27 protein-coding genes and 1 tRNA gene are annotated in these 24,075 nt (G+C 63.0%); 9 read left to right on the top strand and 19 right to left on the bottom strand.

Annotated elements, in window-relative coordinates; genetic code table 11:
* Nucleotides 1-37 precede the first annotated feature (37 nt).
* On the top strand, nucleotides 38-2,908 hold the full coding sequence (gene uvrA / locus ACN5AZ_RS04230; RefSeq protein WP_419427612.1) for an excinuclease ABC subunit UvrA: 2,871 nt from the start codon (nucleotides 38-40) through the stop codon (nucleotides 2,906-2,908).
* Nucleotides 2,909-2,941: 33 nt separating this feature from the next.
* A complete protein-coding gene (locus ACN5AZ_RS04225) occupies nucleotides 2,942-3,901 on the top strand; it encodes a patatin-like phospholipase family protein (RefSeq protein WP_419427611.1) in 960 nt (319 codons plus the stop codon).
* 3 nt (nucleotides 3,902-3,904) lie between these two features.
* Here ACN5AZ_RS04225 and ACN5AZ_RS04220 read toward each other — a convergent pair whose 3' ends face one another.
* The 10 genes from ACN5AZ_RS04220 to ACN5AZ_RS04175 form a co-directional block, all read right to left on the bottom strand.
* Nucleotides 3,905-4,105, bottom strand: coding sequence for a YgaP family membrane protein (locus ACN5AZ_RS04220; protein ID WP_419427610.1), 201 nt, complete (start codon nucleotides 4,103-4,105; stop codon nucleotides 3,905-3,907).
* 132 nt (nucleotides 4,106-4,237) lie between these two features.
* On the bottom strand, nucleotides 4,238-4,585 hold the full coding sequence (locus ACN5AZ_RS04215; RefSeq protein WP_419427609.1) for an excinuclease ABC subunit A: 348 nt from the start codon (nucleotides 4,583-4,585) through the stop codon (nucleotides 4,238-4,240).
* Between the two features lie 102 nt (nucleotides 4,586-4,687).
* On the bottom strand, nucleotides 4,688-5,569 hold the full coding sequence (gene mmsB, locus ACN5AZ_RS04210; RefSeq protein WP_419427608.1) for a 3-hydroxyisobutyrate dehydrogenase: 882 nt from the start codon (nucleotides 5,567-5,569) through the stop codon (nucleotides 4,688-4,690).
* Nucleotides 5,566-6,606 (bottom strand): enoyl-CoA hydratase/isomerase family protein, encoded by a 1,041-nt coding sequence (locus ACN5AZ_RS04205; protein ID WP_419427607.1) that lies wholly within the window; start codon nucleotides 6,604-6,606, stop codon nucleotides 5,566-5,568. Before ACN5AZ_RS04205 ends, mmsB begins: the two co-directional genes overlap by 4 nt.
* Nucleotides 6,607-6,622: 16 nt before the next feature.
* Nucleotides 6,623-7,762 (bottom strand): acyl-CoA dehydrogenase family protein, encoded by a 1,140-nt coding sequence (locus tag ACN5AZ_RS04200; RefSeq protein WP_419427606.1) that lies wholly within the window; start codon nucleotides 7,760-7,762, stop codon nucleotides 6,623-6,625.
* Between the two features lie 142 nt (nucleotides 7,763-7,904).
* Nucleotides 7,905-8,933: a sodium:calcium antiporter gene (locus ACN5AZ_RS04195; protein WP_419427605.1), complete on the bottom strand. Its 1,029-nt coding sequence runs from the start codon at nucleotides 8,931-8,933 to the stop codon at nucleotides 7,905-7,907.
* Nucleotides 8,934-9,022: 89 nt separating this feature from the next.
* Entirely contained in the window at nucleotides 9,023-9,277 is a 255-nt protein-coding gene (locus ACN5AZ_RS04190) for a GlsB/YeaQ/YmgE family stress response membrane protein (protein WP_419427604.1), read from the bottom strand.
* A gap of 96 nt (nucleotides 9,278-9,373) precedes the next feature.
* A complete protein-coding gene (locus tag ACN5AZ_RS04185) occupies nucleotides 9,374-10,504 on the bottom strand; it encodes a glycosyltransferase (RefSeq protein ID WP_419427603.1) in 1,131 nt (376 codons plus the stop codon).
* A 65-nt stretch (nucleotides 10,505-10,569) separates the two neighbouring features.
* Nucleotides 10,570-11,007 carry a hypothetical protein gene (locus tag ACN5AZ_RS04180; protein WP_419427602.1) on the bottom strand — a complete coding sequence of 146 codons (438 nt, stop codon included), beginning with the start codon at nucleotides 11,005-11,007 and terminating at the stop codon, nucleotides 10,570-10,572.
* Between the two features lie 284 nt (nucleotides 11,008-11,291).
* Nucleotides 11,292-12,788, bottom strand: coding sequence for a CoA-acylating methylmalonate-semialdehyde dehydrogenase (locus ACN5AZ_RS04175; protein WP_419427601.1), 1,497 nt, complete (start codon nucleotides 12,786-12,788; stop codon nucleotides 11,292-11,294).
* 126 nt (nucleotides 12,789-12,914) lie between these two features.
* Here ACN5AZ_RS04175 and ACN5AZ_RS04170 point away from each other — a divergent pair, with 126 nt between their 5' ends.
* From ACN5AZ_RS04170 to ACN5AZ_RS04145, 6 genes are all read left to right on the top strand, one after another.
* Nucleotides 12,915-13,817 carry a LysR family transcriptional regulator gene (locus ACN5AZ_RS04170; RefSeq protein ID WP_419427600.1) on the top strand — a complete coding sequence of 301 codons (903 nt, stop codon included), beginning with the start codon at nucleotides 12,915-12,917 and terminating at the stop codon, nucleotides 13,815-13,817.
* A gap of 74 nt (nucleotides 13,818-13,891) precedes the next feature.
* On the top strand, nucleotides 13,892-14,326 hold the full coding sequence (locus tag ACN5AZ_RS04165) for a CBS domain-containing protein (protein WP_419427599.1): 435 nt from the start codon (nucleotides 13,892-13,894) through the stop codon (nucleotides 14,324-14,326).
* Nucleotides 14,327-14,443: 117 nt separating this feature from the next.
* On the top strand, nucleotides 14,444-14,935 hold the full coding sequence (coaD, locus tag ACN5AZ_RS04160; RefSeq protein ID WP_419427598.1) for a pantetheine-phosphate adenylyltransferase: 492 nt from the start codon (nucleotides 14,444-14,446) through the stop codon (nucleotides 14,933-14,935).
* A 177-nt stretch (nucleotides 14,936-15,112) separates the two neighbouring features.
* Nucleotides 15,113-15,271 (top strand): DUF1127 domain-containing protein, encoded by a 159-nt coding sequence (locus ACN5AZ_RS04155; protein ID WP_419427597.1) that lies wholly within the window; start codon nucleotides 15,113-15,115, stop codon nucleotides 15,269-15,271.
* 150 nt (nucleotides 15,272-15,421) lie between these two features.
* Complete coding sequence (locus ACN5AZ_RS04150; RefSeq protein ID WP_419427596.1) at nucleotides 15,422-15,655, top strand: hypothetical protein; 234 nt, start codon at nucleotides 15,422-15,424, stop codon at nucleotides 15,653-15,655.
* A gap of 9 nt (nucleotides 15,656-15,664) precedes the next feature.
* A complete protein-coding gene (locus ACN5AZ_RS04145) occupies nucleotides 15,665-16,078 on the top strand; it encodes a thiol-disulfide oxidoreductase DCC family protein (RefSeq protein WP_419427595.1) in 414 nt (137 codons plus the stop codon).
* A gap of 60 nt (nucleotides 16,079-16,138) precedes the next feature.
* Here ACN5AZ_RS04145 and gap read toward each other — a convergent pair whose 3' ends face one another.
* The 4 genes from gap to ACN5AZ_RS04125 form a co-directional block, all read right to left on the bottom strand.
* On the bottom strand, nucleotides 16,139-17,140 hold the full coding sequence (gap, locus tag ACN5AZ_RS04140) for a type I glyceraldehyde-3-phosphate dehydrogenase (protein WP_419427594.1): 1,002 nt from the start codon (nucleotides 17,138-17,140) through the stop codon (nucleotides 16,139-16,141).
* A 123-nt stretch (nucleotides 17,141-17,263) separates the two neighbouring features.
* Nucleotides 17,264-17,407 carry a hypothetical protein gene (locus ACN5AZ_RS04135; protein WP_419427593.1) on the bottom strand — a complete coding sequence of 48 codons (144 nt, stop codon included), beginning with the start codon at nucleotides 17,405-17,407 and terminating at the stop codon, nucleotides 17,264-17,266.
* A 63-nt stretch (nucleotides 17,408-17,470) separates the two neighbouring features.
* Nucleotides 17,471-17,938: a disulfide bond formation protein B gene (locus ACN5AZ_RS04130; protein WP_419427592.1), complete on the bottom strand. Its 468-nt coding sequence runs from the start codon at nucleotides 17,936-17,938 to the stop codon at nucleotides 17,471-17,473.
* Between the two features lie 66 nt (nucleotides 17,939-18,004).
* Nucleotides 18,005-18,661, bottom strand: a complete 657-nt coding sequence (locus tag ACN5AZ_RS04125) for an exopolysaccharide biosynthesis protein (RefSeq protein ID WP_419427591.1) — start codon at nucleotides 18,659-18,661, stop codon at nucleotides 18,005-18,007.
* A gap of 125 nt (nucleotides 18,662-18,786) precedes the next feature.
* Between ACN5AZ_RS04125 and ACN5AZ_RS04120 the strand changes: the two genes are divergently transcribed.
* Nucleotides 18,787-18,872, top strand: a tRNA-Leu gene (locus ACN5AZ_RS04120).
* A gap of 117 nt (nucleotides 18,873-18,989) precedes the next feature.
* On the opposite strand, the gene ACN5AZ_RS04115 is transcribed toward ACN5AZ_RS04120, so the two are convergent.
* From ACN5AZ_RS04115 to ACN5AZ_RS04095, 5 genes are all read right to left on the bottom strand, one after another.
* Nucleotides 18,990-19,475: a GlcG/HbpS family heme-binding protein gene (locus tag ACN5AZ_RS04115; RefSeq protein WP_419427590.1), complete on the bottom strand. Its 486-nt coding sequence runs from the start codon at nucleotides 19,473-19,475 to the stop codon at nucleotides 18,990-18,992.
* Nucleotides 19,476-19,487: 12 nt separating this feature from the next.
* Complete coding sequence (locus ACN5AZ_RS04110; RefSeq protein ID WP_419427589.1) at nucleotides 19,488-20,816, bottom strand: TRAP transporter large permease; 1,329 nt, start codon at nucleotides 20,814-20,816, stop codon at nucleotides 19,488-19,490.
* 1 nt (nucleotide 20,817) lies between these two features.
* On the bottom strand, nucleotides 20,818-21,423 hold the full coding sequence (locus ACN5AZ_RS04105; protein ID WP_419427588.1) for a TRAP transporter small permease subunit: 606 nt from the start codon (nucleotides 21,421-21,423) through the stop codon (nucleotides 20,818-20,820).
* 69 nt (nucleotides 21,424-21,492) lie between these two features.
* Entirely contained in the window at nucleotides 21,493-22,521 is a 1,029-nt protein-coding gene (dctP, locus tag ACN5AZ_RS04100; protein WP_419427587.1) for a TRAP transporter substrate-binding protein DctP, read from the bottom strand.
* 36 nt (nucleotides 22,522-22,557) lie between these two features.
* Entirely contained in the window at nucleotides 22,558-24,066 is a 1,509-nt protein-coding gene (locus ACN5AZ_RS04095) for a malonate--CoA ligase (protein ID WP_419427586.1), read from the bottom strand.
* Nucleotides 24,067-24,075: the final 9 nt, after the last annotated feature.

The following is a 24,075-nucleotide window of genomic DNA, read 5'->3' as shown; positions in this document are numbered from 1 at the left end:
CCCTATGTAAGGGCGGTCGAGACTGCCGAGGACTGCCATGCCTGAGCTCAAGAATATCGAAGTGCGCGGCGCGCGCGAACACAACCTCAAAAACATCGACGTGGATATTCCGCGCGATCAGCTGGTTGTGATCACCGGCCTGTCGGGGTCGGGCAAGTCGTCGCTGGCCTTCGACACGATCTATGCCGAAGGGCAGCGCCGCTACGTGGAATCGCTGTCGGCCTATGCGCGCCAGTTCCTCGACATGATGGAAAAGCCCGATGTGGACCACATCAGCGGGTTGTCTCCGGCGATTTCCATCGAACAGAAAACCACGTCAAAGAACCCCCGGTCCACCGTCGGCACGGTGACCGAGATCTACGACTACATGCGTCTGCTCTTTGCCCGCGTTGGCACGCCCTACAGCCCCGCCACCGGCCTGCCCATCGAGGCGCAGCAGGTGCAGGATATGGTGGACCGCGTCATGGCGATGGAGGAGGGCACCCGCGCCTATCTGCTGGCCCCCATCGTGCGCGACCGCAAAGGCGAATACCGCAAGGAATTTCTGGAGCTGCGCAAGCAGGGCTTCCAGCGGGTGAAGGTCGACGGCACCTTCTACGAGCTCGACGAGCCGCCCACGCTGGACAAGAAATTCCGCCACGACATCGACGTGGTGGTCGACCGTGTGGTGGTGCGCGATGGCATGCAGACCCGTCTGGCGGACAGCTTCCGCACCGCGCTGGATCTCGCCCAGGGCATCGCCATTCTGGAAACCGCACCCAAGGAGGGCGAGCCGGAGCGTCACACGTTCTCGGAAAACTTTGCCTGTCCGGTGTCCGGTTTCACCATCCCCGAAATCGAGCCGCGCCTGTTTTCATTCAACGCGCCGTTCGGGGCCTGCCCGGAGTGTGACGGTCTCGGGGTCGAGCTGTTCTTTGACGAGCGGCTGGTGGTCCCCGACCAGACACTAAAGATCAAGGACGGGGCGCTGGCGCCGTGGCGCAAGGGCAAGTCGCCCTATTTCATCCAGACCATCGACAGCCTCGCCAAACACTACGAGTTCGACAAGAACGCCCGTTGGAAGGATCTGCCCGCCCATGTCCAGCAGGTGTTCCTGCATGGCTCCGGCGACGAGGAAATTGACTTCCGCTATGACGAAGGCGGTCGCATCTACAACGTCACCCGCGTGTTCGAAGGCGTCATTCCCAATATGGAGCGGCGCTACCGCGAGACGGATTCCAACTGGATCCGCGAAGAGTTCGAACGCTACCAGAACAACCGCCCCTGCGGCACCTGCGACGGCTACCGCCTGCGCGAAGAGGCGTTGGCGGTCAAGATCGGCACCGAAGGTGACCTGCGCCACGTGGGTCAGGTGGTCGAGATGTCGATCAAACAGGCCTTTGACTGGTGCGAAACGGTTCCCGCCGCGCTGACCAACCAGAAGAACGAAATCGCCCGCGCCATTCTGAAGGAAATCCGCGAGCGTCTGGGGTTCCTGAACAATGTGGGTCTCGAATACCTGACGCTGTCGCGCAACGCGGGCACCCTGTCGGGCGGCGAAAGCCAGCGCATCCGTCTGGCCAGCCAGATCGGGTCGGGGCTGACGGGTGTGCTTTACGTGCTGGACGAGCCGTCCATCGGCCTGCACCAGCGCGACAACACCCGCCTGTTGGACACGCTGAAAAACCTGCGTGATCAGGGCAATACGGTGATTGTGGTTGAACACGACGAAGAGGCCATCCGCGAGGCCGATTACCTGTTCGACATTGGTCCCGGCGCCGGTGTGCATGGCGGGCAGGTGGTGTCCCATGGCACGCCTGCGCAGGTTCAGGCGGATCCGGCTTCGGTCACGGGGCAGTACCTTGCCGGCACGCGCGAGATCGCCGTGCCCGCCAAGCGGCGCAAGGGCAACCGCAAAAAGATCAAGGTGGTGAAAGCCTCGGGCAACAACCTCAAAGACGTCACCGCCGAATTCCCCTTGGGCAAATTTGTCTGCGTGACCGGCGTGTCGGGGGGCGGTAAGTCCACGCTGACCATCGAGACCTTGTTCAAGACCGCCTCCATGGCGCTGAACGGTGCGCGGCAGACGCCTGCGCCGTGCGAGACGATCAAGGGGTTGGAACATCTCGACAAGGTGATCGACATCGACCAGCGGCCCATCGGGCGCACGCCACGATCAAACCCGGCCACCTACACCGGGGCCTTTACGCCGATCCGTGACTGGTTCGCCGGTCTGCCAGAGGCAAAGGCGCGCGGCTACAAGGCCGGTCGGTTCAGTTTCAACGTCAAGGGCGGCCGCTGCGAGGCATGTCAGGGCGATGGTGTCATCAAGATCGAGATGCACTTTTTGCCGGATGTCTACGTCACCTGCGAGACCTGCAAGGGCAAGAGATACAACCGCGAAACGCTGGAAATTCTGTTTAAAGGCAAGAGTATCGCCGACGTTCTTGATATGACGGTTGAAGACGCGCAGGAGTTCTTTCAGGCGGTGCCGTCGATCCGCGACAAGATGGATGCGCTGATGCGTGTGGGCCTTGGCTATATCAAGGTGGGCCAACAGGCGACGACCCTGTCGGGGGGCGAGGCGCAGCGGGTCAAACTGTCCAAGGAGCTGGCCAAGCGGTCCACCGGGCGGACGCTGTACATCCTCGACGAGCCCACCACGGGCCTGCATTTCGAGGACGTTCGCAAGCTGCTGGAGGTGCTGCACGAGCTGGTGGAGCAGGGCAATTCGGTGGTTGTGATCGAACACAACCTCGACGTGGTGAAGACCGCCGACTGGATTATCGACATCGGTCCCGAAGGTGGCGACGGCGGTGGAGAGATCGTTGCCGCAGGCACGCCGGAACAAGTGGCCGAGGTCGCGCGTTCCCATACCGGACAATATCTGAAACCGATGTTGCAGGCCGGGAAGGTCGCTGCCGAGTAACGCTTCCCCGCCTGCCTGTGAAAGGGGTGGCTGGTGAGCAAACTGGGTCTGGCGCTGGGTGCCGGTGGGGCAAGAGGGTGGTGCCACATCGGCGCGCTCAAAGCGATGCGCGACATGGGCGTCGAACCGGACGTGGTCGCAGGCTGTTCCATCGGTGCGCTGGTCGGCGCGGCCTGGGCCGGTGGCAAGCTCGACGCGCTGGAGGAATGGAGCCGCGGGCTGACCCAGGCGAAGTTCCTGCAATACCTTGATCTGCGCATGGCGGGCGGTGGCTTTGTCGAGGGCAAGGCCGTTGCGCAACTGCTGAGCGACATCGGCTTGCCCGAACGGATCGAGGATCTGGACAAACCTTACCTTGCGGTCGCCTGCGACATGGCCACGGGGCGCGAGGTCTGGTTGCATGAGGGCAATCTGGCCGACGCGGTGCGGGCCTCTGTGTCCATCCCCGGTATCTTCACCCCGACCAAAGTGCGCGGACGCTGGCTGCTGGATGGCGGGCTGATCAACCCGGTGCCCAGCTCTGCGGTGCGCGCGCTGGGGGCGGATTGCTGCATTGCCATCAACCCTGATGCCCCACCAGAGGATGGCGTCCTGTGGGAGCCGCAGGATCGCCCCGGTCTGTGGGACAAAATGGGTGTGTCCAGCCTGCGCAATGCTTTGCCCGCGCAACTGGCCGGTGTCCTGCCCGAAGGCGGGCGGCGCGAGCCGACCCCCGCCTATGGCGAGGTTTTGTCCGTCTCGATCGGTATCATGATGGAATTCATGCGCAAAGCGCGCGAGGCCGCAGACCCGCCCGATCTGACGATCAAAGGCGAGCTGGTGCATATATCGATACTCGAACTCTACCGTGCGGCGGAGGCGATTGATATCGGGGCCGCCATGACCCGCGAACGGGCGGACCGGATCATCGCCTTGGCCCAGCGCAGTTGCGGTGTGTTAGAGGACCCGGCGCAGCCCTTTACCGCCCCGCCAGAAAGCATTGCCGCCGAATGACGCTCAGCGGGTTTTGCAGGTGTTGATGCCCAAAAGCGTGTAGGGCGGGCAGTGGCTTGCCGCCGCTGTGCCGAAAAGGACCGCGCCGATAATCCCGACAACCCATGCCAACCCGCCACCAAGTGCGGTAAGCGCTGCAATCAGCAATACTGCGCCCGCGATGGCGCGGATGATGCGATCTGTCTTGCCTACGTTCTTTTTCATCTCGTACTCCCCTGAATGTATGGTCTGGGGGTAGTATGTATTCAGAATTCTTTATGTGAATTGATTTCTGTCAAACGGGGCCGCATCCCGCGCAAATGTGAACAGCGCGAGACACGTGGGTTAATCTGTCGATCAGTCCGCCAGCGCGGCAATTGCGCCAATCACGGCCAGCACTTTGCGCGTGTCCTTGTCCACCTGATAGACCTGATCGCCATTGCGGTAGTAGGTGCGGTCACGGCGCAGCCCGTAGCGTTCGGGGTTCTGAATGATCACGTAAGTGTCTGGCAGACGGTCGCCCCGGCTGTAATCGCGGCGGTCATAGTCGCGGCGGTCGTCCTGCTTTTTGGCCTGACCCGGGGCCTGACAGCCATTGTGCTTTTTCGCCAGTCCCGGCGGGCAGCCATTGTTTGCGGCGCTGGCCTGCATGGGCAGCATGAGGGTCGAGGCGGCCACAGCGGCGGCGGTGAGGATGCGAAACATTCTGCTCTCCTGTTTTGCGTTCAGGGACTTAACGCAGGAACCGAAGGGTTTGGTCGCATTTTTTTTGGCCGCTGTGGCCTGAGCGCGAAAATCCGCTTGATATCAATCTTGTTTCGGGCGGCTTCGTGCCGCCAAGCGTGGCAGCATGGCGGAAAAGTCGCGACCACGGCCGTCCTCATCCTCGACGAAGGCGCGGTACAGCTCTGTTGCGGTTTGGCCCATGGGGGTGTCAGCCTGCGCGGCCTCGGCAGCCTGTTGGCTCAGCCGCAGGTCTTTGAGCATCAGTTCCGCCGCAAACCCCGGGGTATACTCATTGTCTGCGGGCGAGGTCGGCCCCACGCCGGGGGCGGGGCAATAGGCATTCATTGACCATGAATAACCCGAAGAGGTCGAGACAACATCGAACATGGCCTCGCGCGACAGGCCCAGCTTATCGGCCAGCGAAAACGCCTCGCAGGTGGCGATCATTGTCACCCCGAGGATCATGTTGTTGCAGATCTTGGCCGCCTGCCCATTGCCAGAGGCGCCGCAATGCACGGCCTTCTGGCCCATAATGTCGAACAGCGGCTTGGCCTTGGCAAAATCCGCCTCTGCGCCGCCGACCATAAAGGTCAGCGTGCCCGCAGCCGCCCCGCCGATCCCGCCAGAGACCGGCGCATCCAGCGACCCCATGCCCGCCTGTTCGCACAAGTTGGCAACTGCCCGCGCAGACCCCACGTCAACGGTTGAACAGTCCAGCAGCACCGCGCCGGCCGTCATATGGGTGATGATGTCGGCGGCCACGCTGCGCAGGATATCCCCGTTGGGCAGCATGGTGATGACCACATCTGCGGCGGCCACGGCCTGCGCTGCGCTGTCGGCGGGGATTACGCCCTCGGCGGTGACGCCCGCCACGTCAAAGCCGGTCACCTCATGGCCAGCCGCGGCAAGGTTGCGCGCCATCGGCGCCCCCATGTTGCCCAGTCCGATAAAGCCGATCTTCATGTCTGTCCCTCCGTGAATGTCCACTCATCATTGCCCAAGGGGGCCATGATCTGCGCGACCTCGTCAGGTGGCACTTGCCCATGGGCGTGCTGCCACTTTGGTGATTTGTCCTTGTCGATAATGGCGGCGCGGATCCCTTCAAGGAAATCGCCCCGCTCCATGATGCGGTGGCTGATGCGATATTCCGCCTGCAAGGCGCGCGGCATGGTCATATCCGGCCCGCGCAGCTCTCGGACCAGACGCAGGGTCATCTCAAGCGACAGGGGCGACATGCGCTGCAGCGTCTCGCGCGTGGTGTTGTCCCAGTCGCTGTCACCAAGCTGCGACAGGATCTGCGCGATATCGGCGGCGCCAAACACCGCATCAATCCGCTCTTGTTGCGCGGCCAGTGCAGAGACGGGCGGCGTTTGCTGCGCATTCTGTAGGGGGGCAATGTCGCCAGTCTCGGCCAAGCGGTCCTTGACGCTCGGCCATTGGTCCTCGGGGATGTAGTGATCGGCGAACCCGGCATGGATGGCATCCGCTGCTGTCATGCGATGCGCCGTCAGCCCTAGGTATTCCCCCAGATGACCGGGGGCGCGGGCCAGCAGATAGGTGCCGCCCACATCGGGGATAAAGCCGATAGACACCTCCGGCATGGCGATCTTGGCGGTTTCGCCAACGACGCGGTGGCTAACATGACCACCAAGACCAACCCCGCCGCCCATGGTGAACCCTTGCATGAAGGAGACGACCGGTTTGGGATAGGCCGCCAGTTTGGCATTCAGCCGGTATTCATCGCGCCAGAACCTGCGGGCATAGTCGTATTCGCCCGCACGCCCCGTGTGGTACATCTGGGCAATATCGCCACCGGCGCAAAAGGCGCGCGGGCCTGCGGCGTCCAGAATGACCAGCGCCACGGACGTGTCATCGCGCCAGCGGTCCAGTGCGGCCTCGATGGCCAGACACATATCATAAGACAGCGCGTTCAGCGCCGCCTCGCGGGTCAGGGTGATGCGGCCTGCGCGGCCTTCGGTGCGGATCGACAGATCGGACATATCGCGGCCTTCTGGTTTAGCGGGCAAGCATGTGGCGGGCGGTGATCATGCGCATGATTTCATTGGTGCCTTCAAGGATCTGGTGCACCCGCAGATCGCGGACCAGCTTTTCGATGCCATAGTCTGCGAGATAGCCATAGCCGCCGTGCAACTGCAGACATTGATCCACAATGCGCGATCCGGCTTCGGTGACGAATTTCTTGGCCATGGCGCAATGCTGTGTGGCGTCCGCCGCGCCGGTGTCGAGCTTCCACGCGGCCTGCCGCAGGAACACCCGCGCGGCCCGAAGCTCGATCTCCATATCGGCAAGGCGGAACTGCAGCGCCTGAAACTGGTCGATGGATTGACCAAAGGCGCGGCGCTCAGACATATAGGCCAGCGTCATATCCAGCGCCGATTGCGCGGCCCCCAGCGAACAGGCCGCGATGTTCAGCCGCCCCCCGTCGAGCCCCGCCATGGCATAGCTGAACCCGCGTCCCTCTTCGCCGATCAGATTGGCGGCAGGCACGGTGCAGTCGTCGAACTGGACCTGACGGGTGGGCTGGCTTTTCCAGCCCATCTTGTCCTCCAGCCCGCCAAAGGACAGACCATCGGTGCCGTCCTCGACCAGTAGGGTGGAAATCCCCTTGGGGCCGTCCGCGCCGGTGCGCACCATCACCACATAGGCGTCGCTATACCCCCCGCCGGAGATAAACGCCTTGGTCCCGTTCAACGTATAGCCATCCGCGCCAAGGGTCGCGCGGGTTTTCAGCGCCGCTGCGTCGGAACCCGACCCCGGCTCGGTCAGACAGTAGCTTAGAACCGTCTTCATGCTCAGCACATCGGGCAGCACAAGGGCGCGCAGGTCGTCGCCGGCAAAGCTGTCGATCATCTTGGCGCACATATTGTGGATCGACAAAAACGCCGCGACAGAGGGGCAGGCCATCGACAATGCCTCGAACACCAGCGTCGCATCCAGACGGCTAAGGCCAGAGCCGCCGCTGTCCTCTGACACATACAGGCCGCCAAACCCCAGCGCGGCCAGTTCCGGCCAGAGCGTTTTGGGAATGGTGCCCTCGGCCTCCCACGCGCGGGCATGCGGGGCGATGTGCTCTTGCCCGAAGGCATGCGCCATGTCGAAAATGGCGGTTTGTTCGTCGCTGAGTGCAAAATCCATTTCCGGCCCTCCCAAGCCTGCGCGCGGACAAGCCTCCTCCGCGCGGTGTAAATGAACATTTGTTCAGATTACGCCCCAAGCTGGCCTGAAATGCAAGCGGCGTGGGCGCAATCCGGTCTTGCGGCTTTGCAGGGGCGGGGCGTCAGGCGAAGAGCTCCACCGCGACGGCAGACGAATAGATCGCGATCAGCATAACAGATTCGATGCCGATGCGGGCGGGGCCTTCGCGTTGGCGCAGAACCAGACCGCCCAGCAGCACCGCCGTCATCAACAGGCCCGTGGCCAGCCAGTACAGATCCGTCAGCCCGACCGCGTGGTAAATTGATCCCTTTGTGTAGGCCACATCGGAGAACACCAGAAACAGCGTGTCAAAGGTGTTGCCGCCAATGATCCCGCCCACCGCCAGTTGCAGCGCACCTTTGCGCACCGCGACCACGGTGGTCACCAGTTCCGGCAGCGATGTCACCACCGCTGTTAGCAAGGCCCCCACCAGCGACGACGACAGCCCGAACCGAGTGATAAACGTGCCGCCCACCTGCGAGATCACCCAGCCGCACAGCCCCATGATCACGACCAGAACAACAAAGACCATGGCCGGGCCACGGGCCGATTTGTCGGCTTCGTCTTCGGTATCCGGCACGTCCTCGCGGGTGTCACGGGTGCGCACAGGCTCCCACATCGGGTCGTTTGAGACCGCAGCGGACAGATGCAAACCGTAGAGATAGGAGAGAAACAGAATGACGCTGACAGGATGCACCGACAGGATCGCAACATCGGGACCAGAGGCGGCAAGCACGGGAAAGGCCAGCAGCACGATCAGCATCACCGCTTGAAACAGGTTGGCAGGCTCGGCGGCGGCATGTTCCAGATTGGTCCCCCGCCACAGCATATCGGCCAGGGCGAGAAACAGGGTCTGCACCGCAATGCCGCCCACCGCGTTCGACATGGCAAAGCTCGCGTCCCCGCCGCTTGCCGCGGTGACAGAAACCACGACACCGGACAGCGAGGTTGCGGCCCCAAGGATCACACCGCCTGCCAGTGCCTCGCCCATGCGGGTGCGGTCTGCGATGGTATCGGCAAGATGCATGGCCCGGATGGAGGCGGCGATCACCGCCGCTGCGGCGACGGCAAAGACGATCAGCAACAGGGGCAGGGGCAGGTCGGCGAACATGGGACCTCGAATGCGGAAGGCTCAATACGCAAGACGCGCCGGGGGAGGACCGGCGCGTCTGTTGTCTAAGTCACGGAAAAGGGGCGTGATCAGGCGCGTCCCCGCACGGCGCGGGCCACCCAGATCAGCAGCGAGGCACCGATAAAGCCGATGATCAGCTGACCGATCCAGCCGCCCAGCGTGCTGCCCACCACGGCCATCAGGATCGCGTTCAGCACGACCGCGCCCACGATGCCGAGGATGATGTTCATGATGATGCCCATGTTCGAATGCATGAACTTTTCTGCCAGCCAGCCAGCGATGCCGCCGACGATGATGGCTGCAAACCAACCAAGTCCGGTCATGTTGTATCCCTTCGAGATGATCCATATCGCCGGACATATCCGGCCTTCTGGGGGACCAACGAAGGATGCGACAATTCGTTCCGATGGGACGGCGGTTTAGGCGATGGCCTGCCGCAGCACACGTTCCACCCGTGCAAGACCGTCGTCATTGTCGAACTTTGTCTCGGCGGTGCGCCGGGCGGCCTGCGCCATGGCGGTGCGGTCCGGCATGTCCAGAATCTCGGTGATCTGTATGGCAAAGCCTTCGGCGTCCCATTCATCGACCAGCAGTCCGTTGACGCCGTGCTCCACCGCCTCGGGGATGCCTGCGTGGCGGGTCGACAGAGTAATACAGCCAGAGGCCAGCGCCTCCTGGATGGCGGTGGGCAGACCTTCGGTGTTGCCGTCCTTGGCCGTAATCGAATGCTGCAGGAAGACTTCGGTGCGGTGCAGGTGGGCGCGCACCTCGTCATGGGGCAGGGCGCCGGTAAAGGTGATCTGATCGGCCACGCCCAGCTCCGCTGCCAGCGATTTGCACCGCGCGAGCAAGGGGCCATCGCCGATAAAGGTCAGATGCGCCGCGCGTCCACGCGCAGCCTCGGCAAAAGCGCGCAAGGTGATCTCGGGCGCTTTCTTTTCGACCATCCGCCCCACAGCCAGAAAGCTGCCGGGCTGTTTGTCACCGGGGGTGAAGCGGCGGATATCGACACCCGACGGCACCACATGGGCGTTGTCATGGGTGATGCCATGCGCTGCGAGATTGTCGAGCAGGAACTGGCTGACTGAAAACATCCCCGCCAGTCGCGGCATCATCAGCCGGTAGGAGCGCACGCGCTGTTTGACGCGCAGCATCTTGGAGGCGTCGGTGCCCCGCCAATAGGTAAAGATCGGAATACCCATATCATTGGCCAGCGGTGCCAGCACGATGGCCTGCGTGCCGAATTCCGACAGGATGACATCGACTTTCTGCTCGTGCAGAAACTGTTCCAGCGCGCGGCGGTTGTCGCCAAATGGCACGCGGGACGTGGCGTGTCGAGCAGCCCCCGCTGCCATGGCAAAGGGCACGCGCAGCTTGTCCGCAACCGACAGGCGGGCGCGCCGTTCGAACACGGGTTTGTCCAGCGGGTTCTGTCCGTTGTGCCGCCCGCAGACCACACAGGTGCGGCCCGCGAACATATGGGCGATGTGACGGTTGATGAAGGTCTCGCCCTGAACGAAATAGTCAGAGGTGGCGATGGCAACTTTCATGGGCGGCCCCTTGGTGGCTTTGCGCCGTGCCTAGCCTTTGGCGGGCAGGGCGGCAAGGGGCAGGGTCACGCGGCGCGCGCCAAGGTGCCAAGCGCCGCTTCCAGCGCGTCAAAGCTGGCCTCGGTCTGGCCCGCTTGTCGCAGGGCTTTTTCCTCTGTCCGGTGGATCGAAAACCGGAACGGGCTGATCGGTTCGGCCACTTGCTGCAACATGCGCGCTGATCCATAGGCCACATCAGACGGCGCGTGAACGATCGACTGGACATCTGTAGAGTAGCGACCGAACAGGGGCACCAGACGTTGCACGGCTGCCATGATGCCCAGAAAACTGGTGTTGATGGTGTGCAATTGGCGCGTGTCGGTCAGCATCACCAGATCGGGGCGAAAGGCGGGATGTTCCAGCAAAACGGCATAGGCTTTGGCCGCAGCCTGTGTGTCCACCGTGCCGGACATTCGGAAATAGGCAAGGCCGCGGTCGGCGGCAACGGTGATGTCTATGGCCATTGGCTTTGTCGCTATCGACGCGGCAGAGGGGCGCGCCATGATACAATTCAGGGTGAGTGGGCAGGCATGTGGTGCTGCCATTTTGTGATACTGCCTGCGACGGGCCGGACCAAGGCTTTTGCCGGCGGTCGTCTCGTATTCGCGGAAATATCACGAATTAAAGGGCGGATGGGATATAATTACAACTATTGAGTGATTTAAGTTATGACTCATTCCAATAGGCTGTGCTTCCATATGGGGTGAGCCAAGCCCGCGCCATCTGGTGACGCGGGCTTGGGACTGTATCAATCCATGGCTTTGAAGTTGAATTCGCCGCCTTCCTTGATGCCGGAGAACCAGCGCGCGGTCACCGTTTTGGTCTTGGTGTAGAAGCGGAAGGCGTCGGGGCCGTATTGGTTCAAATCGCCAAATGCCGATTTCTTCCAGCCGCCAAAGGTATGGTAGGACAGCGGCACCGGAATGGGGAAGTTGATGCCGACCATGCCCACGTTCACGCGGTGCGCAAAGTCGCGCGCCGTGTCGCCATCGGCGGTGTAGATCGCGGTGCCGTTGCCATAATCATTGTCGATGATCAGGTTGAGCGCATCCTCATAGGTGTCCATGCGGACGGTGGACAGCACGGGGCCAAAGATCTCTTGCTGGTAGATGTCCATGTCCGGCGTCACATTGTCGAACAGCGACGGCCCGCAAAAGAATCCGTCCTCATAGCCCTGAAGCTGGAAGCCGCGACCGTCGATCACCAGATCGGCGCCTTGTTCCACACCGGAGGCGATCAGCCCTTCGATGCGTTGTTTGGCCTGCGCTGTGATGACGGGGCCATAATCGACCTCGCTGTCGGAGGCGTAGGGGCCGACTTTGAGCTTTTCGACACGCGGGACCAGCTTTTCGATCAGCTTGTCCGCCGTCTCCTTGCCGACGGGGACCGCCACGGAAATCGCCATGCAGCGTTCGCCCGCAGCACCGTAGCCCGCGCCCACCAGCGCGTCCGCTGCCTTGTCGAGGTCCGCATCGGGCATGATGATCATGTGGTTTTTCGCGCCGCCAAAGCACTGCGCGCGCTTGCCGTTGTTGGCGGCACGGCCATAGATGTACTGCGCAATGGGGGTCGAGCCGACAAAGCCCACGGCGGCGATGTCCTCGTTATCAAGGATTGCGTCTACGACGGTTTTGTCCCCGTTGACCACCTGCAGCACGCCATCGGGCAGGCCGGCCTCTTGCAGCAGTTCCGCGAGGCGCAGCGAGGTCGAGGGCACACGCTCGGACGGCTTCAGGATCATCGCGTTGCCAGAGGCCAGCGCGGGGGCCATCTTCCACAGCGGGATCATGGCGGGGAAGTTGAAGGGCGTGATGCCCGCGACCACGCCCAGCGGCTGGCGCATGGAATACAGATCAATGCCCGGGCCGCCGTTGTCGGTGTACTCACCCTTGAGCATATGCGGCGCGCCCATGCAGACCTCGACCACTTCAAGGCCGCGCTGCACGTCGCCCTTGGCATCGGGGATGGTCTTGCCGTGTTCACGGGCGACCAGCTCGGCCAGCTCGTCCATGTGTTTGTTGATCAGCGCGCCAAAGGCCATCATCACGCGGGCGCGGCGCTGCGGATTGGTTGCGCCCCATGCCTTTTGCGCTGTCTTGGCGCGGGCCACGGCGTCGTTGAGTTCCTCGACCGTGGACAGGGGCGTTTTGGCCTGCACTTCTCCGGTGGCGGGGTTGTAGACGTCGGTGAATTGGCCCGAGGTCGATTTGACCAGTGCGCCGTCGATCCAGTTGCTCAGTTCCATGGGGGCTCCTGTTGGGGTCTGCCAAAGTGGCTTTGTGCTGACCATACTCTTGCAATTTTGCCCGCAACAGGGGCAGATTGGCAAACGGGCTTTGCGATAACGCAAAGGGGGCAGAGGGGCGCTGCGATGGATTGGGATGATTTGCGGGTGTTTCTGGGCGTGGCGCGCGGCGAAAGCCTGTCGGCGGCGGGCAAGGTGCTGCGGATGGACCCGGCCACGGTGGGCAGACGCGTCGCGCGGCTGGAACAAAAACTCGGCACGCCCTTGTTTGCGAAATCCCCACAAGGCTACGCGCTGACAGAGGCGGGCGGGCGTCTGGTGGATCATGCGCAGGCAGCAGAGCAGGCCGCCCTGATGGCGGAGGAAGCCGTGCGCGGCCGATCCGACGGGCTGTCGGGACAGATCCGTATCGGTGCGCCGGACGGCTGCGCCAACTTTCTGCTGCCGCAGGTCTGCGCCCGCATCGCCCGCGACAATCCGGATCTTGAGGTCCAGATCGTTGCCTTGCCACGTCTGGTCAACCTGTCCCGACGCGAGGCGGACATGGCGATTACGGTCTCGCGTCCCACCGCCGGTCGCCTGATGGTGCAGAAAATCGCAGACTACCGGCTGCATCTGGCCGCATCCGATGCCTATCTCGACCAGCACCCGCCGATCCGGACAAAGGCCGACCTGCAGGGCCATCGCATGGTGGGCTACATTCAGGACATGATCTTTGACAAAGAGCTCGACTACCTTGCCGAGTTGGGGCTGTCACAGGTGCCGCTGGCGTCCAATTCCGTGGCGGTGCAGTTCCATTGGCTGCGTCAGGGGGCGGGCTTGGGCGTGGTGCATGATTTCAGCCTGCCACTGGCGCCGGGGCTGCGGCGCATCCTGACCGACGAGGTGTCGCTGACGCGGGCCTTTCACCTTGTGCGCCATGAGGACGACCGCCGTCTGGAACGCATGAACCGCTTTGCCGAGGCGCTGGTCGACGGCATGCGCCTTGAATTGCAGCAATTGGAATCGCAACTGGATCGCGTTCAGTAACCCTACGTTAAGGCCTGACTTGACAGGATTTCCACCGTGCCACAGGCTGATCGTTATAGCGGAGGAGGAACGCGATGCAGGTCCAACAGATCTTGAAGAGCAAAGGGGTGGATACGGTTTTTACGGTCGCGCCCGGCACCAAAGTCGCCGATGCGGTGGCCATTCTGGCCGAAAAACGTATCGGTACAGTCGTGGTGTCGACCGATGGCACCAAGGCCGAGGGCATCCTGTCAGAGCGCGACGTGGTGCGGGTTCTGTCCTCTGAGGGGGCTGTGTGCATGGACCGGCCCGTGGACGATTTCATGACCAGCAAGCTGGTGACCTGTGGCCTGTCCGATCAGGCGGACGCGGTGCTGTCACAGATGACAGAGGGGCGGTTTCGCCACATGCCGGTGATCGAAAACGGCCAGATGGTCGGGCTGATCACGCTGGGCGACGTCGTGAAGGCGCGCCTGTCGGAACTCGCGATGGAGAACTCCGCGCTCGAAGGGATGATCATGGGCCATTGACGGCGCGACACGGGGTTGCAGTTTTGCCGCCCCGTGATTTGTTTTGCGCCTTGCATTCACCTGCGCAATATTGTTGCGTTGCGGCGCAACTTTCGACAAAGGCAGGGGAGCCTTTTCATGCGTATCGGCCTGTATCCCGGCACATTCGACCCGATCACCTTGGGTCACCTTGATATCATCCGCCGTGGTGCGACCTTGGTCGACCGCCTTGTGATTGGCGTGGCGATCAACCGCGACAAGGGCCCCTTGTTCACTCTCGAAGAGCGTGTCGCCATGGTCGAGGCGGAATGCGCCTCTATCACAGCCGACACCGGCACAGAGATCGTTGTGCACCCGTTCGAGAACCTGCTGATCGATTGCGCCCGCGATGTGGGCGCTCAGGTGATTGTGCGCGGCCTGCGCGCCGTGGCCGATTTCGAGTATGAATTCCAGATGGTTGGCATGAACCGCGCCTTGGACAAATCGGTCGAGACCGTGTTCCTGATGGCCGAGGCACAGCATCAGGCGATTGCCTCCAAACTGGTGAAGGAAATCGCGCGTCTCGGGGGGGATGTGTCGAAATTCGTCACCCCAACGGTCGAGGCTGCGTTGAAAGAGCGGCTCGGGTAAAGCGGCTCTTGTCCAACCCATCTTCAGGTTGCGCTGCGATGCAGCATTAACGGATGACTAGGCGGGCTATGCGATTTTTGCATGGCGACTAGAAAGATCTGTCAATTGTGCTGCGGCGCAGCATCCCCCATGTTAGCGGCAACAGAAACGATACCCGCTCACATGAGGATGATGAAAATGACCATGATGACTTCGCTCCGCGCCCGTCTTGAAAAACGCGCCAAGTACCGCCGCACTGTAAATGAACTGTCCGCCCTATCCGAAGCTGACATGCGCGACCTGAACATCGCCCGTGCTGACGTACCGCGCATTGCATATCAGGCTGTCTACGGCTGATCGCTCTGACAACTTTGTCATTGAAAAAGGCGCTGTCCCCACGGGGGCGGCGCCTTTTGCGTTTCCCGGCTGCGACATCGCGTGCCACGCCCGCTGATTGTCCCCTCTGCCACGGGAGCTATCTTTGCCCCAACAACGGAGGCGCAGCATATGTTACAGGACAAACGCAACGATCTGGACGCGGAGCGGCAGAAACGGCTGCTGCAGCGCATGGTGGCCGAGCTCAGCGGCGCGCATCCTGACATTTATTACACCGCGACGACCGATATTGCTGCCATGCTGCAACAGGACATCGCCGAGGGGCGGGGCCTTAATCAGGACGAGCGCGCCTTGATGCAACGGCTGACCCGCCGCGACATCGAAGTCATGTTGAGCCTGCATTAGATGTCCGAGATGCCCAAGACCCCAGCCACCCCCGAAGATGCGCCTGTGACCGTCTATTACGACGGCTCTTGCCCGTTGTGTTCGGTCGAGATTGGTCATTACGAAAAATGCGCGCGCGCGGGGCAGCTTGCTTTTGTGGACGTCTCGCAAGAGGGCGCGTCTTTGGGTGCGGACCTTGACGCTGATACGGCGATGCGGCGCTTTCACGTGCGGCAGGCGGATGGCGCGCTGGCCTCGGGGGCGGCAGGGTTTGTGGCGCTCTGGGCGCAACTGCCCCGCTGGCGCTGGCTGGCCAAACTTGCGCGGCTCCCCGGTGTCACGCCGGTTCTGGAAGGCCTCTATCGCGGCTTTCTGCCCTTACGTCCGCGTCTGTCACGGATCGCCACGCGGCTGGGGGCAACCCCGCGCAATCCATCACAGTGACACGAACGCAAAACGGGGCCACGCGGGCCCCGTTTTCTGTAACTCGGTCCAGATCTTGGATCAGATCAGCTTGCCCATGGCCACGGCGGTGTCCGCCATGCGGTTGGAGAAGCCCCATTCGTTGTCGTACCATGTCAGGATGCGGCACATGGTGCCTTCCATGACTTTGGTCTGGTCGCAGTGGAAGATCGACGAATGCGGGTCGTGGTTGAAATCAACCGAGACCAGCTGTTTGTCGGTGTAGCCCAGCACGCCTTTCAGAGGGCCGTCGGCGGCCTTGCGGATCGCTGCGTTGATTTCCTCGACCGATGTTTCGCGCGCCGCCTCGAAGGTGAGGTCGACAACCGACACGTTCGGCGTGGGCACGCGGATCGCGACACCGTCCAGCTTGCCGTTGAGTTCGGGCAGAACCAGACCAACGGCCTTGGCCGCGCCGGTGGAGGTGGGGATCATGGACAGGGCCGCCGCACGCGCGCGGTAGAGATCCTTGTGCATGGTGTCCAGCGTCGGCTGGTCGCCGGTGTAGCTGTGGATCGTGGTCATGAAGCCCTTCACGATGCCGATCTCGTCGTTCAGCACCTTGGCCACGGGGGACAGGCAGTTGGTGGTGCAGGAGGCGTTGGACACCACGGTGTCTTCGGCGGTCAGAACGCTGTCGTTCACGCCGTAAACGATGGTCTTGTCCGCGCCTGCGCCGGGGGCAGAGATCAGCACACGCTTGGAGCCGTTTTCAAGGTGCATCGCGGCCTTTTCGCGGGCGGTGAAGATGCCGGTGCATTCCAGCGCGATGTCCACGTTGTCCCAGGGCAGATCCTTGGGGTCGCGGATCGCGGTCACCTTGATCGGGCCACGGCCCACATCGATGGTGTCGTCGGTGTGCTTGACCTCGACCGGGAAACGGCCGTGCACGCTGTCATATTGCAGCAGGTGGGCGTTGGTTTCCACCGGGCCCAGATCGTTGATCGCGACCACTTCGATGTCGGTGCGGCCGGATTCTACGATGCCCCGCAGGACGTTACGGCCGATGCGGCCAAACCCGTTGATTGCGACGGTGACAGTCATGGGAAAGCTCCCCCTTAGCTGGTCAGAAATGGCGCGCCGCAGCCGTTGCGGCGCTGCCGAGAATTTAGCGCTAACATGCACCCGCAGACGCAGAAGTCAACCCAAGGGAAGCCTGTCAGCCGATCAACGCCAGAAGGCGACGTAGTCGATCAGCCAGTACAGCTTGCGCGCCAGAAACAGGGTGGCATCGCCGTCAAAGGCCAGAAAATCCACGCCCAGAAACAGTGCGATCATCAGGCCAAGGACAATGGCAAGCGAATTGGTCATGAAAAGGCTCCGGTCTTTGGGTCATTCATGACAGGTGGCGCGGGCTCTGTCACGCCTTGGCGGTCAGGTCGGGCGGCGGGCGGCGAGGATAAAGAGGGTTGCAATCACCAAGGACGCCAGCACGTTGTAGTTGGCCATGCTCAACCCGAACAGCTGCCACGGGATGTCGTCACAGCGGATCAACGGGGCCGACATGATCTGGTTCATCAGCTCATCCGCAGACAGCGCGCCGATATCGCTGCCCGAACAGGAGGCGGGACCCTCCCACCATTTGCGTTCGACGCCGGTGTGATACAGGCCCGCACCGGCAGAGGCTGCGGCCCCGGCGGCGGCCAGCCACAAAAGCCAGCGCTGCGGCACAAACAACGCGAGAGCGCCAAAGGCGATGGCCGCCCAATGGCCGTAACGTTGCCAGTAGCACAGCTTGCACGGTGCCATGCCGCCAAGATGCTGGAACGCCAGCGCGCCAAGGATCAGCACAACCGAGCCAAGCGTGCCTAGGGCTGTCAGAAAGCGGCGGTTCAGGGTCATCTTGGTCTCCTGCTCTTTGGGCAAGGGGTCGCGCAGCGCGCAAAGGGATGCAAGTCACAAAGCCGTTCAGATGCCGATCCATGCGCGCAAAACGCTGACCAATGTGGCCCCTGCAAAGATCAGCGTGGCGATCCACGCGGTGCCAAGGATCGCGCCGAGGATCACCAAAAGCCCGTCGCGTTGCAGCAGACCCATCGCCACCACAACAACGGCAAAGCCCGGAACCGTATTGGTGCCCGGCAGCGGCACAAGGATCGAGGCGCTGAACAGCACCAGCGCCAGCCCGACCAGTCGGTCCGCAGGCGCACGCGTCAGGGCGGCCAGACGGGGGCGGCTGATGGCCTCGATCCGGCGCAACCACGGACCCGCGCGCAGCGACAGACCCTCCAGCCCGCTGACGGCCACGGTGCGCTCTGCCAGACGGCGCGGCAGCCACGGGGTCCGCCGTCCCGCAAGAATCTGCGCGGAGACAAACATCAGCGGCAGGGCCACCACTTGGGGGATGCCGTAGAGAAAGGGAATGCAGCAGGGCAGGGCGAGGATCAGCAAAAACAGACCAAAGGCGCGTTCATGCAGCTGCGCCAGCACCCATTCCAGGGACACGGCGGGCTGTGCGCTTTCGCCTGCGGCGGCGCGCGCCTCGCCCACAAGGCTATCCAGCCGGTCCGAGATCGCCGTGCTGTCGCCGGTGCCCGCCACGGGGGCTGTGTGATGTGCGGTCATGGCGCTCTCCTGCCTATGGGGACCTCCCCCTTACGCAGGGCAAAGACCACGCAGACCCGCAACCGTCAAGCATTTGCGAAATGCCTCTTTACGCCGCCTTCCACGCAGGCTAAACGCAGGTCCGGGCCCAAGTGGCGGAATGGTAGACGCAGGGGATTCAAAATCCCCCGCCCTTGCGGGCGTGCCGGTTCGAGTCCGGCCTTGGGTACCAAAATCAGGGGCATTTCCGCCAGCCCCTGTCCCGATCTTCAGACAGCTTTGACAGATCTCAGGTGTGCCACACACCGACCGCACCTGATGTGTCAGGTGGGCCGGTGCGGGCGGGGCTTTAGTGTTTGTCTGACAGCGAAGCGGCGCGCCAGTCCTCGGCCTCTTGTTCGGGGTTTGGGGCGAAACCTGCGGCTTTGATCGCGTGGATGGCGCAGTATTCGTCACGCTCTGACGCGTCGCCCGACACGCCCACGGCCCCGATGGTCATGCCTTTGGCGTCTTCGATCAGCACGCCGCCGGGCACGGGAATGAATCGCCCGTCAGAGGCCGCGGCGATCGCGTTCTGAAAGGTCGGGCGGCCGGACAGGTAATCCCGAATCGTGCGGCTGGAAAACCCCATGCCCAACGACCCCCACGCCTTGCCAAAGGCGATGTCAAAGCGCAGCAGCCCGCAGCCATCGGACATTTTCATGCAGACCATGCGCCCGCCGCTGTCCATGACCACGCAGGTCAGCGGCTTCATACCTTCGCGCAGGCCGATGGCCAGCACCTCGTCGACGATCTTCTCGGCGGTGGCGAGCGATAGTGATGATGCAAGTTTCATGTGTTTTCCTTTTTATCGCATAAGGTCGGGCAGCCATGTGACGATCTCGGGGAAGGCCAGCAGGGCGATGATGGTGATCACATCGGCGACAAAGAACCATGTGATCCCCTTGAACACATCCGGTAGGGAGATGTCCGGTCGCACGGCGGCCACCACAAAACAGTTCAGCCCGATGGGTGGCGTGACAAGGCAGATCTCGGCCATCTTGACCACGATGATGCCGAACCAGATGGAATCAAAGCCCAAGGCCATGACCGCCGGATAGACCACCGGCAGCGTCAGCAGCAGCATGCCGATGGCATCCATGAACATGCCCAGCACCGCATAGGCCAGCAGGATGCAGATCATGATCACCATCGGCGGGGCGTCGATGCCGACGACAAGGCCGGTGAAGGCCTCGGCCAGACCCGAGAAGCCCAGAAAGCGGACAAAGATCGTCACCCCCCAGATCAGCGAGAAGATCATCACCGTCAGCTTGGCGGTTTCCATCAGGCTTTCGGTGATGGGTTTAAGCCCCGTGCCGCGCGCCACCGCCACCAGAAAGATGATGCCCGCGCCCAAGGCGCCTGCCTCGGTGGGCGTGGCCCAGCCTTGGTAGATGGCCGAGATGATGACGAACACCACCGCCATGATTGGCAACAGCGGCGGCAGCGCGCGGATACGCTCTGGCCAGTCGGGGCGTTCGGCACGCGGTGTGGCGGGGGCGTGGTCGGGACGGACCAACGCCCAGACGATGATAATCGCGGCATAGACGATGGCCGACACCAGACCGGGCAGGAAGCCCGCCAACAGCAGACGGCCCACGGATTCCTCGACGATGATGGCGTAGATCACCAGAATGGCCGAGGGCGGGATCAGCGTGGCCAGCGTGCCGCCCGCAGCCACGACACCTGCCGACAGGCGCTTGTCATAGCCGTGGCGCAGCATCTCGGGGATGGCGACGCGGGCGAAGACGGCGGAAGTGGCGGTGGAGGCGCCGGACACAGCGGCAAAGCCCGCCGTGGCAAAGACCGTGGCCACCGCCAGCCCGCCGGGCATCCAGCCCAGCCATTTGCGCGCCGCATCAAACAGCTGTGATGTCATGCCCGCGTGGAAGGCGACAAAGCCGATAAAGACAAACATGGGCAGCACCGACAGCGCATAGGTCGTGGCCTTGGCATGCGGGACGATGCCCACGATGCCCGCAGCCGGTCCCCAGCCGATCAGCTCGACCAGTCCCAACAGCCCGATGGTGGCAGCGGCAAAGACCACGCGCACCCCGATGGCCACCAGCACGATCAGCAGCCCGACACCGATCAAACCCACGGTCAGCGGGTGTTCAAATCCTAGTCCGATCAGCATCTCAGCGCTCCTCTTGGGCGGCATCCGCCTCTTCCTTGGCGGTCTGGGCCGCGTCCTTCATCAAGGTGACGCCTTGCGGGTCGCGCGCAGGGTCAATGAACAGCCGCACGGCACCGGCCAACTGGATCGCAAGCCGCAGAAACCACAGGGAAAAGGCGACAGGCACCACCAGTTTCGATGGCCAGACGGGGTATTCCGCATCCATCGTGGTGTCGCCAAGCTCGTAAGACCGCCAGAAATGCCCGGCGCTGTACCAGATCAGCACGCCGATCACGGCCATCCCGATCAGCGCGCCAAGGATCTCTGCCGCCCAAAGCTTGCGCCCCGAAAGCTGACCCAAGGCAAGCTCCATACGGATATGGGCCCCCATGCGCTGCGTGTAGGCCGCGCCGAGAAAGGCCATGCCGGCCATCGACAGTTCGACCAGATCGACGTAGCCGGTCAGAGGCGTGTCAAACAGGGTGCGCATGACCACCTGCGCAATGCCCAGACACATCAGGGCAAAAACAAACAAGGCGGCAATCAGGTTGGTGGCGTCTTCGACAGGGGACAATAGCCTGTCTGCACGGGCGACGGGGCCGCGCGTCGGGGGCGGGGCGTGTCTCATTTGAGGTAAATCCGTTCGAATTAGGGAAGGGGGTGGGCGGTGGCCTGCATCGGGCCACCGCCAAAGCGCTTATTGCGTGCTTGCCTCAGAGGCGTAGCCAAGGAAGGCATCCAGAACGCCCTGGGCGTCAAAATCTGGGTTGTCGGCCACCCATTTGTCCCAGATCGGCTGACCGGCGGTGGCGCGGAACTGCTCCAGCGCGTCGGCGTCATATTCGATCTTGGTCAGGGTTTCCTCGAACATGGCGATGTTCTTTTCATCCTGCGCCGCATAGGCCGCCAGCTCGGTGTCCAGAACCAGATCGCGGCTGTCCCAGATCAGTTTCTGGTACTGCTCGGGGAGCGCCTCGAAGGCTGTCTTGTTCAACACCCAGCCACATTCCGACGATCCCGGCGACATGTTGGCGGTGTACCAATCCGCCTCTTCGTTGATCTTGAACGCCACATGGGCATAGGTGAAGGGAAAGGCCGCCACATCGATGGTGCCGTTCTGGAAGGCGGTCAGCGTTTCGGCTGCCGACAGGGTCTGCTTGGTCGCGCCCAGCATCTCCATCGCGTCGCCCAAACCGCCGCCCGCGCGCACCTGCAAGCCCGCCCAATCGTCGAGCGTTTGCGGCGGCGTGCCTTTGCCCATCATCTCGTATTGCGGCAGCAGGCCGGAGGCGTAGGGGATCGCGTTCCACTTGGCCATATCCGCCACGATTGCCGGGTGTTCGAACATCCGCTTGCGCACGTAGCGGTCCACCGCAGGGCTTTCGATGGGCAGGAAAGGCAGCGAGAACACCATCCATGCGGGGTTCTTGCCCGGGTGGTAGAAGTTGCAGATGCCCGCGCCTTCGAAGGCGTTGAGCTTCAGCCCGTCGAGGTTTTCACGCGCCGGGCCAAGCTGGTCTGCGTAAAAGATCTTGATGCGGAATTTGCCATCGGTCTCGGCGGCCACATGTTCGGCCATCGCCTCCATCCCCGATGTCAGCGCGCGCGGGTTGCCGTACATGGAAATCTTCCAGAACACGGACGGGCCGTCCACATTGGCGGCGGGGGCGGCCCCCGCAAGGGTGCTGGCCGCCAGCGCGGCCAGTGTCAGGGTCTTCAGGGTCATCGTTTTCTCCTCCCGATGATATGTGATCCGGTCTCCTCAGGCCGGGGTGGTGGCAAAAGCCTCGCGCAGCACGTTCTTTTGCACCTTGCCCATGGTGTTGCGGGGCAGGGCGTCGACGATGCGAATGGCGCGCGGGTGTTTGAAGCGGGCAAGCTGCGGGCGCAGCGCCTCCAAAAGGGCGTCAGGGTCGGGGCTGGTGTTCGGCGCAGGCACCACGACGGCCAGCACCGCCTCGCCGAAATCCGCATGCGGCAGGCCGATGACAGCGCTTTCCAGCACCTCCGGCATCTCGTCCAGCACGACCTCGATTTCCTTGGGATAGATGTTGTAGCCGCCGGAAATGATCAGATCCTTCTGGCGTCCTACGATCGAGACGTAGCCGTCCTCGTCGACGCGCCCCAGATCGCCGGTGATGAAGAACCCGTTGCCGCGCAGCTCCTCGGCGGTCTTCTCGGGCATGCGCCAGTAGCCTTTGAATACGTTGGGGCCACGCACCTCGATCATGCCGATCTCGCCGTCGGGCAGGGGATCGCCGCTGGTGGGATCGGTGATGCGCAGATCGACCCCGGTCAGGGGAAAGCCAACAGTGCCCGCGCGCCGCTCGCCCTCATAGGGATTGGAGACGTTCATGTTCGTTTCCGTCATCCCGTAGCGTTCCAGAATGCGGTGGCCGGTGCGGGCTTCGAACTGCTCGTGGGTTTCCGCCAGCAGGGGGGCAGAGCCGGACACGAACAGCCGCATATGTGCCGTGGCATCGCGGGTGAAGCGCGCGTCGGACAACAGCCGTGTGTAGAAGGTGGGCACCCCCATCAGCGTGTTGGCCTGCGGCAGATCCGCCAGCATGGCGTCCAGATCAAAGCCGGGGTGGAACAGCATCGACGCCCCCGCCATGGCGCAGACATTCACTGCCACAAACAGCCCGTGGGTGTGAAAGATCGGCAGCGCATGCAGCAAGACGTCATCCGCCGTAAAGCGCCACAGCTCCGCCAGCGTGCGCGCATTCGACAGCAGGTTGTCATGGGTCAGCATCGCGCCTTTGGACCGTCCCGTCGTCCCCGAGGTGTACAGGATCGCCGCCAGATCATCGGGGCCACAGGGCAAGGGCGCGTGGTCGGCGGGGGCCTTGTCCGCCGCCTCCATCAGCGTGCCCGCGCCGGTGGCGTCCAACGTCAAAAGCGTCGCGCCCTCGGGCAGGATCGGCTGCAGGCCATCGGCCTTGGCGGGGTCGCAGACCACCAGCCCCGGTTCCGCATCGCCAAGGAAGTATTCCAGCTCGGCGACCGTGTAGGCGGTGTTCAGCGGCAGCAGCACCAGACCGCTGCGCAGGCAGGCGGCGTAGATCGCAAGCGCAGGCACCGATTTGCCCACCTGCACCGCGACGCGGTCGCCCTTCTTCAGGCCAAGCCCGTCAAAGACGTGCGCCATGCGCGCTGACAGGTCGAGAAACGCCGCATAGCTCAGCGGCGCGCCACCCTTGGGCGTGACAAAGGGGGCAGTGCTGCCAGCGTGGCGGCCAAATAGCGGATCAAAGAGGTGATTGGTCATGGTGGTGTC

This window comes from Sagittula sp. SSi028 (assembly GCF_048553715.1).
GTDB lineage: Bacteria > Pseudomonadota > Alphaproteobacteria > Rhodobacterales > Rhodobacteraceae > Sagittula.
This window is presented reverse-complemented; position numbering and strand designations above follow the sequence as displayed.

Bases quoted from the DNA above. Each gene is read 5' to 3' on its own strand.
- uvrA (WP_419427612.1), top strand. From the start codon at position 38: ATGCCTGAGCTCAAGAATATCGAAGTGCGCGGCGCGCGCGAACACAAC.
- ACN5AZ_RS04220 (WP_419427610.1), bottom strand. From the start codon at position 4,105: ATGAAAAAGAACGTAGGCAAGACAGATCGCATCATCCGCGCCATCGCG.
- ACN5AZ_RS04215 (WP_419427609.1), bottom strand. From the start codon at position 4,585: ATGTTTCGCATCCTCACCGCCGCCGCTGTGGCCGCCTCGACCCTCATG.
- mmsB (WP_419427608.1), bottom strand. From the start codon at position 5,569: ATGAAGATCGGCTTTATCGGACTGGGCAACATGGGGGCGCCGATGGCG.
- ACN5AZ_RS04205 (WP_419427607.1), bottom strand. From the start codon at position 6,606: ATGTCCGATCTGTCGATCCGCACCGAAGGCCGCGCAGGCCGCATCACC.
- ACN5AZ_RS04200 (WP_419427606.1), bottom strand. From the start codon at position 7,762: ATGGATTTTGCACTCAGCGACGAACAAACCGCCATTTTCGACATGGCG.
- ACN5AZ_RS04195 (WP_419427605.1), bottom strand. From the start codon at position 8,933: ATGTTCGCCGACCTGCCCCTGCCCCTGTTGCTGATCGTCTTTGCCGTC.
- ACN5AZ_RS04190 (WP_419427604.1), bottom strand. From the start codon at position 9,277: ATGACCGGACTTGGTTGGTTTGCAGCCATCATCGTCGGCGGCATCGCT.
- ACN5AZ_RS04185 (WP_419427603.1), bottom strand. From the start codon at position 10,504: ATGAAAGTTGCCATCGCCACCTCTGACTATTTCGTTCAGGGCGAGACC.
- ACN5AZ_RS04180 (WP_419427602.1), bottom strand. From the start codon at position 11,007: ATGGCCATAGACATCACCGTTGCCGCCGACCGCGGCCTTGCCTATTTC.
- ACN5AZ_RS04175 (WP_419427601.1), bottom strand. From the start codon at position 12,788: ATGGAACTGAGCAACTGGATCGACGGCGCACTGGTCAAATCGACCTCG.
- ACN5AZ_RS04170 (WP_419427600.1), top strand. From the start codon at position 12,915: ATGGATTGGGATGATTTGCGGGTGTTTCTGGGCGTGGCGCGCGGCGAA.
- ACN5AZ_RS04165 (WP_419427599.1), top strand. From the start codon at position 13,892: ATGCAGGTCCAACAGATCTTGAAGAGCAAAGGGGTGGATACGGTTTTT.
- coaD (WP_419427598.1), top strand. From the start codon at position 14,444: ATGCGTATCGGCCTGTATCCCGGCACATTCGACCCGATCACCTTGGGT.
- ACN5AZ_RS04155 (WP_419427597.1), top strand. From the start codon at position 15,113: ATGACCATGATGACTTCGCTCCGCGCCCGTCTTGAAAAACGCGCCAAG.
- ACN5AZ_RS04150 (WP_419427596.1), top strand. From the start codon at position 15,422: ATGTTACAGGACAAACGCAACGATCTGGACGCGGAGCGGCAGAAACGG.
- ACN5AZ_RS04145 (WP_419427595.1), top strand. From the start codon at position 15,665: ATGCCCAAGACCCCAGCCACCCCCGAAGATGCGCCTGTGACCGTCTAT.
- gap (WP_419427594.1), bottom strand. From the start codon at position 17,140: ATGACTGTCACCGTCGCAATCAACGGGTTTGGCCGCATCGGCCGTAAC.
- ACN5AZ_RS04135 (WP_419427593.1), bottom strand. From the start codon at position 17,407: ATGACCAATTCGCTTGCCATTGTCCTTGGCCTGATGATCGCACTGTTT.
- ACN5AZ_RS04130 (WP_419427592.1), bottom strand. From the start codon at position 17,938: ATGACCCTGAACCGCCGCTTTCTGACAGCCCTAGGCACGCTTGGCTCG.
- ACN5AZ_RS04125 (WP_419427591.1), bottom strand. From the start codon at position 18,661: ATGACCGCACATCACACAGCCCCCGTGGCGGGCACCGGCGACAGCACG.
- ACN5AZ_RS04115 (WP_419427590.1), bottom strand. From the start codon at position 19,475: ATGAAACTTGCATCATCACTATCGCTCGCCACCGCCGAGAAGATCGTC.
- ACN5AZ_RS04110 (WP_419427589.1), bottom strand. From the start codon at position 20,816: ATGCTGATCGGACTAGGATTTGAACACCCGCTGACCGTGGGTTTGATC.
- ACN5AZ_RS04105 (WP_419427588.1), bottom strand. From the start codon at position 21,423: ATGAGACACGCCCCGCCCCCGACGCGCGGCCCCGTCGCCCGTGCAGAC.
- dctP (WP_419427587.1), bottom strand. From the start codon at position 22,521: ATGACCCTGAAGACCCTGACACTGGCCGCGCTGGCGGCCAGCACCCTT.
- ACN5AZ_RS04095 (WP_419427586.1), bottom strand. From the start codon at position 24,066: ATGACCAATCACCTCTTTGATCCGCTATTTGGCCGCCACGCTGGCAGC.